Source organism: Sphingomonas sp. Leaf257 (assembly GCF_001422185.1).
Taxonomy (GTDB): Bacteria; Pseudomonadota; Alphaproteobacteria; order Sphingomonadales; family Sphingomonadaceae; genus Sphingomonas; species Sphingomonas yabuuchiae.
This window is the reverse complement of record NZ_LMMH01000032.1, coordinates 331,900-338,573: the sequence shown is the minus strand read 5'-3', so window position 1 is coordinate 338,573 and position 6,674 is coordinate 331,900. Positions and strand designations below refer to the sequence as shown.

General features: G+C 68.4%; 7 protein-coding genes. 6 read left to right on the top strand and 1 reads right to left on the bottom strand.

The features are described from left to right. On the top strand, positions 1–345 hold a 345-nt coding region (locus ASF14_RS14485), incomplete at its 5' end, for an electron transfer flavoprotein subunit alpha/FixB family protein (protein WP_201780598.1). A gap of 93 nt (positions 346–438) precedes the next feature. Here ASF14_RS14485 and ASF14_RS14480 read toward each other — a convergent pair. Beyond that, entirely contained in the window at positions 439–2,208 is a 1,770-nt protein-coding gene (locus ASF14_RS14480; RefSeq protein WP_056436337.1) for a hypothetical protein, read from the bottom strand. Positions 2,209–2,295: 87 nt separating this feature from the next. On the opposite strand from ASF14_RS14480, the gene ASF14_RS14475 reads away from it, so the two are divergent. The 5 genes from ASF14_RS14475 to ASF14_RS14455 all read left to right on the top strand — a co-directional run bounded on the left by ASF14_RS14475 (position 2,296) and on the right by ASF14_RS14455 (position 6,592). Further along, on the top strand, positions 2,296–2,724 hold the full coding sequence (locus ASF14_RS14475; protein WP_172839604.1) for a GtrA family protein: 429 nt from the start codon (positions 2,296–2,298) through the stop codon (positions 2,722–2,724). Positions 2,725–2,728: 4 nt separating this feature from the next. Then, on the top strand, positions 2,729–3,457 hold the full coding sequence (locus ASF14_RS14470; RefSeq protein WP_056436331.1) for a class I SAM-dependent methyltransferase: 729 nt from the start codon (positions 2,729–2,731) through the stop codon (positions 3,455–3,457). A 164-nt stretch (positions 3,458–3,621) separates the two neighbouring features. Beyond that, positions 3,622–4,731 (top strand): 8-amino-7-oxononanoate synthase, encoded by a 1,110-nt coding sequence (locus tag ASF14_RS14465; protein WP_056436329.1) that lies wholly within the window; start codon positions 3,622–3,624, stop codon positions 4,729–4,731. Further along, positions 4,728–5,348 carry a dethiobiotin synthase gene (bioD, locus tag ASF14_RS14460; protein WP_056436326.1) on the top strand — a complete coding sequence of 207 codons (621 nt, stop codon included), beginning with the start codon at positions 4,728–4,730 and terminating at the stop codon, positions 5,346–5,348. The genes ASF14_RS14465 and bioD overlap by 4 nt, the downstream gene beginning before the upstream one ends. Next, the gene (locus ASF14_RS14455; protein WP_056436323.1) at positions 5,345–6,592 is read left to right on the top strand and encodes an adenosylmethionine--8-amino-7-oxononanoate transaminase; all 1,248 of its coding nucleotides are present in this window, start codon (positions 5,345–5,347) and stop codon (positions 6,590–6,592) included. The genes bioD and ASF14_RS14455 overlap by 4 nt, the downstream gene beginning before the upstream one ends. The last annotated feature ends 82 nt before the right edge of the window (positions 6,593–6,674 follow it).

Below are 6,674 nucleotides of genomic sequence, written 5' to 3'. Positions count from 1 at the left end.
ATCGTCTCGGGCGGCCGCGCACTGGGGTCGGAGGATCAGTTCCATGCGCTGATCGACCCGCTCGCCGACAAGCTGGGCGCCGCCGTCGGCGCGAGCCGTGCGGCGGTCGATGCGGGCTATGCCCCCAACGACTATCAGGTCGGGCAGACCGGCAAGATCGTGGCGCCGGAAGTCTATGTCGCGGTCGGCATCTCGGGCGCGATCCAGCATCTGGCGGGGATGAAGGACTCCAAGATCATCGTCGCGATCAACAAGGACGAGGATGCGCCCATCTTCCAGGTGGCGGACATCGGCCTGGTCGGCGACCTGTTCACCGTCGTGCCGGAACTGACCAGCAAGGTCTGATAGAGGTGGGGAGCTTGCCGCCTGGGCCATCCCTGGCGGCATGCTCCCCCTCCACCACCGCTTCGCGGTGGTCCTCCCCGTGAAGGGGAAATTTCAGCGGATCCGATACAGCCTCAGCGGCGATCCCTTGGGCAGCGGCAGCGGGGTCAGCCAGTTCGGCGTCCAGCCGCGCGCCATCCGGTCGTAAAAGCCGCCCGGCGCTCGCGCGCGGTAGTTGGTCGACTCGGCCATGTCCGGGCAGATCAGCAGCAACGTCGCACCATGCCGCTTCATGATCGCACGCGCCTGCGCCTCGCTGCCCTGAAAGGCATGCTGCACGTCCAGGATCGCATCGCCATTGCGGTGATAGGGGCCTGCGATGGCGTCATGATGCGTCGTCACGATCAGCCGCGGCCCCAGATCGACGAAGGTGAACACCGTCGCCCGGGGATAGGCATTCACCCCCGTCAGCACCGAGGTGCGCACGCACTGCCCAGTCGCACGGTTGACCCGGTTCGCATAAGCGCTCGGCTGGGTCGCGGGCAGATAGGTGACGATCCAGCTCGCCGCGATCCCCGTCGGCACCAGCACCGCCAGCACGATGGCGGGCACGCGTAGCAGGGGCGAGCGCAGCCGCGTCAGCCAGGGCAGGACCATCCAGAGCAGCGCCGCGATGCCGGGCACCGCCAGCATCTGCGCCGCCGGGGCCGCGCGCGCCTGCCACAACAGCATCAGGCAGGCGAAGGTCGTGAACAGCGCCACCGCGGTCCAGCCGATCGTCCGCCGCCGCCAGGCCGCGACGATCGCCCCGATCATCCCGATCACCGGCATGATCGCCATGGGCAGCGCGACGCGAAGCGGGTGCTTGTAGATCGGCTTGGCCTCACGGACATTGTTCAGCCAGTTGCGCTGCAACTCGGGGCTGACCTGTTCGGGGCGCGTCAGGCATTGCGGGAACAGACTGGCGAAACCGCCCGCGATCACCGCACCCGCGACCACCGCCAGACCCAGCCGCGCGCCGCGCGACGCCGGATTGATCCGCGCCAGCACGAACAGCAACGCCCCCGCCGCGACCGTCACCGACAACCAGACCGGGGTCAGCGCGTCGCAGCGCATCGCGTAATTGGCGTTGGAGGCAAAGGCGGCGAACCCCGCCGCGCTTCCCCCGCCCAGGGTCAGCGCATAGACGGCCAGCCGGTCGGCCTCCGCCCGGTCCCACACCCAGCGCAGCGTCAGGATCGCGCCCGCCATCGCGGCATAGGGCAGCATCTCCAGCCCGATCGCCAGCGACACCGCGCTCGCCAGGCCGACCAGCGCGCCGCCGCGCCGTGCCGCCGGATCGCACAGACCCGCGACCGTGACCGCCAGCATGGCCAGCTGCCACCCGTGATGGTCGATGCGCATCGGCATGTACATCAGCAGCGTCGCATGGGCGCACAGCAGCAGCCCTAGGCCCAGCGGCCATGTCAGCACCCCGATCAGGCGACGCAACGTCACCGCCAGCGCGGTCATGGTGATCGACAGCGGGATCAGCGGGGCCAGGCCGCAGGCGAGCCGCTCGGCCCAGGCGGGGGTGGTGAACAGGCGGAAGAACAGGATCAGCCCGGCGATGGGCAGGTCGACGATGCGGCTCCAATGGATGTCGAAGCCGACCGGCGGGTTCATCCGATACTGGCGCAGATCATACCAGTCCTGCCCCGCCATCCAGGCCCGCACCTGCATCAGCCGCATATTGTCGTCGGTGTCGCCCAGCGACCACCAGCGTATCTGGCCCCAGCGATCGTACATGTACCAGGCGGCGATCGCGGCCCACGCCACCAGCACCCAGCGTTGCCAGTTGCGGTCGATCTCACGCTGCAGACGTTCCAAAGACGCTTCCCTCATACCCGCCCGCAGCCTAAGGCGCGGGGACATGGGTTCCGCTCTATCGCGGGCGGCGCAAAGGGCAAGGTTGGGGGCAAGGTCGGGAGTATGGCGACTCTTCAGCACCAGATCGATCGATGGCGGTCCAGCGGTATGCTGGGCCAGATCATCCGCTTCGGTATCGCAGGGGGCGTGTCGACGGTCGTCTATTCGGCGGTCTATCTGCCGCTGACCTATTGGGTCCTGCCGCATGACAAGGCCGTGCTGGCGGTGCCGCCCGCCTTTCTGGTCGCGGTGATCGTCGGTTTCTTCCTGCACAGCGCGTGGAGTTTTCGCGGGCACGGCACCCGCGACTCGAGCGGCCGGCAGCATCTGAAATTCCTGGTGGTGCAGGGCTTCGGCCTTGCGCTGAACGCGCTCTTCACCTGGATCGCGACCGGGCTATTGCATCAACAACCCTGGGTCGCGCTGATCCCGGTGGTCACGATCACGCCGATCGCGACCTTCGCGCTCAACCGCCAATGGGTCTTCGGATAAGTTCATGGACCGTATCGTTTACGACCGCATGGCCGCGCATGATTCCACCCATTGGTGGTATCGCGCGCGCCGCGACATCCTGGCGGACTATCTGACCCGCTATGGCAAGCTGCCCGCCGAGGCGCGCATTCTGGAGATCGGCTGCGGCACCGGGCACAACCTGCCCATGCTGGCGAGCTTCGGCACGGTCGACGCGATCGAGATCGACCCCGCCGCGCGCGAGATCGCGTCCGCCCGGCTGGGCAAGCCTGTCCAGGCCGCGCCGCTCCCCGAACTGCCGGGGATCGAGCGGGGCGCGTACGACCTGATCGCGGTGCTCGATGTGGTCGAGCATATCGAGGACGATGTCGCCGCGCTGGCCGCGATGAAGTCCTGCCTGAAACCGGGCGGCAAGATCCTGATCGCGGTGCCGGCGCATCAGTGGATGTGGTCGGCGCACGACGTGGTGAACCATCACCATCGCCGCTATTCCAAGGGGACGTTGGTGTCGGCGATCGAGAAGGCGGGGCTGAAACCCCGCAAGCTCGGCTATTTCAACTCGCTGCTCTTCCCGCTGGCGGCGGCGGCACGGATCGCGGGACGGATCACCGGGCGCGACGACAGCGATGACTCGCCCCCGCCCGCACCGCTCAACAAGGCGTTCGAGGCGATCTTCCGGCTGGAGCGGCATCTGGTCGGGCGTGTGCCGCTGACGCCGGGGGTGTCCATCGTGACCTTGGCGGAGCCGGTTTGAGGCTGGCGTGGGGGCATGGCCTTCGACTTCGCTCAGGCTGAACGAAGTGAGGTGCTTTTGGCCGCACAGCTCAACCCCCGTTCCGCCTGAGCGAAGTCGAAGGCCACGGGAATCCATCGCAAATATGGTTTCACTCACCGTCCATCCCTCTTAGGGAAGTCCCCATGCTGGACTTTCATCGCGCCGATCTGGCCCGACTGGCCGCGCGGGACCGGTTGCGGGGGCTGGCTCCGCAAAGGGGCAGGGACTTCGCCTCCAACGACTATCTGGGGCTGGCGAGCCACCCCCGCCTTGCCGCCGCCATCGCGAACGCGGTGGCAGAGGGCGTCCCCATCGGTTCGGGCGGCTCGCGGCTGTTGCGCGGCAATCACCCGGAGCATGAGGCACTGGAAGCCGAAGCCGCCGCCTTCCTCGGGGCGGAGGCGAGCCTGTATTTCTCGTCGGGCTATACCGCCAATGCGACGCTCCTGGCGACGCTGCCCCAGCGCGGCGACCTGATCGTCCATGATGCGCTGGTCCATGCCAGCATGCATGAGGGGATGAAGCTGTCGCGGGCGCAGTCCGTGGCGGCGGCGCATAACGACCCGGCGGCGTTCGAGGATGCGATCCGGGCCTGGCGCACCCAAGGCGGCAAGGGCACCGCCTGGATCGCGGTCGAAAGCCTCTATTCGATGGACGGCGACACCGCGCCGCTCGCCGAACTGATGGCGGTGGCCGAGCGGCACGATGCGATGCTGATCGTGGACGAGGCGCATGCCACCGGCGTCTTCGGCGACCGGGGGCAGGGGCTCGCCACGCCCGGCGAGCGGGTCGTCACCCTCCACACCTGCGGCAAGGCACTGGGGTGCGAAGGCGCGCTGGTCGTGGGGCCCGCCATCGTGCGCGACTATCTGGTCAATCGCGGGCGGGGCTTCATCTTCTCGACCGCACCCTCGCCCCTGATGGCGCGCGCAGTGCGCGAGGCCTTGCGCATCCTCGCCGACGAGCCGGAGCGGCGGACCGCGCTCCACGAGCGGATCGCGCTGGCGGGAGAGCGTCTGGCGAAACATGGCGCGCTGGCGAACGGCACGCCGATCATGCCGCTGATCCTGCACGACAATGGCCGCACCATGCGCGCGGCCGAGGCGTTGCAGGCTCGCGGCTTCGACATTCGCGGCATCCGCCCGCCGACCGTGCCGGTAGGCGCGGCGCGACTGCGGCTGTCGATCACCCTCAATGTCGAGGCGGCGGACATCCTCGCCCTCGACCAGGCACTGAACGAGGTTCTGGCATGAGCGCGATCATCGTCACCGGCACCGATACCGAAATCGGCAAGACCGTCTTCTCTGCCGCACTGACCGGCGCGCTGGGGGCCAGCTATTGGAAGCCTGTCCAGGCGGGCACCGACGAGGAGGGGCATGGCGATGCCGAGACGGTGGCCGCGCTCAGTGGGCGCCCGGTTCTCCCCTCCGCCTATCGGTTGAAGACCCCTTGCTCGCCGCACCGTGCAGCCGAGATCGACGGGGTGGAGATCGCGATGGACCGGCTGGCCCTGCCGCCGATCGATGGCCCGCTGGTCGCCGAGGGGGCGGGCGGGGTGCTGGTGCCCGTCACCCGCCAGTTGCTGTTCGCCGACCTGTTCGCCCATTGGGGCCGCCCGGTGGTGCTGGTCGCGCGGACCGGGCTGGGCACGATCAACCACAGCCTATTGTCGATCGAGGCGCTGCGGTCGCGCGGGGTGCCGATCCTGGGCGTCGCCTTCGTCGGCGAGGGTGTCGAGGACAGCGAGGCGACCATAGCCGCGATCGGCGGGGTGAAGCGGCTCGGCCGTCTGCCCCGCCTCGCCGGGCTGACCCGCGAGACGCTGGCGGAAGCGTTCGCGGCGAATTTCGACATCGAGGATTTCCGATGACCTCGCCGGTCTGGCATCCCTTTACCCAGCACGGCCTGGGCCAACCGATCCCCAAGGTCGCCTCGGCTAGCGGCGCGGTGCTGACCACGGTCGACGGGCGCGAGGTGATCGACGCCATTTCCAGCTGGTGGGTGACGACGCACGGCCATAACCATCCGCGCATCAGCGCCGCCATCGCTGACCAAGCGGGCAAGCTCGACCAGATCATCTTCGCAGGCTGGACGCATGAACCCGCCGAGCAGGTCGCCGCCGAGCTGGTGCGGATCACCCCGCCCGAACTGACGCGGGTGTTCTTCTCCGACTCCGGTTCGACGGCGGTCGAGGTCGCGTTGAAGATGGCGCTGGGATACTGGCTCCACCGCAGCGAGCCGCGTCACCGCATCCTCGTCCTCGAACACAGCTATCATGGCGACACGATCGGCGCGATGTCGGTCGGCGCGCGCGGCGTGTACAACCGCGCCTATGCGCCGTTGCTCTTCGATGTCGGCACGATTCCCTTTCCTGCGGACGTGCAGGCCACGCTCGATGCGCTGGAGGCGGAGTGCCGGGCGGGCGCGGCGGCGTTCATCGTCGAGCCTTTGGTGCTCGGTGCGGGCGGCATGCTCCTGTACACGCCGGAGACGCTGGCCGCGATGCGCGACATTTGCGCAGCGCACGGCGTCTTGTTCATCGCCGACGAGATCATGACCGGCTGGGGCCGCACCGGCACGTTGCTGGCCTGTGAGCAGGCGGAGGTGGTGCCGGACATTCTCTGCCTGTCCAAGGGGCTGACCGGCGGCGCGGTGCCGCTGGCGGTGACGCTGGCGATCGAGCCGATCTTCCAGGCGCATTGGTCGGAGACCGATCGGTCGAAACAGTTCTTCCACTCGTCCAGCTACACCGCCAACCCCATCGCCTGCGCGGCGGCGGCGGCCAATCTGGCGATCTGGCGCGACGAGCCGGTGCAGGCGCGGATCGATGCTCTGGCCGATCGCCAGCGAAGCCATCTGGCGATGGTGGTGGATGAACCGGCGGTCCGCAACCCGCGTAACCTCGGCACGATCGCGGCGTTCGAGCTGGGCGCGGGGCAGGATTACCTGTCCGACCTGGCACCCCGACTGCTGGCCCATTTTCGCGAGCGCGATCTGCTCGTCCGGCCGATGGGCAACACCATCTATGTCATGCCGCCCTACTCCATCACACCGGAACAGCTCGGTACAGTCTGGACCGGCATCCGCGAGGCGATCGACTGTTTCGGCGGGTAATCCCTATTCCTCCCCTATAAGGGGAGGTGGCAGGCCGCAGGCCTGACGGAGGGGTGTCCCCGCTCTCGATAGGGGGACACCC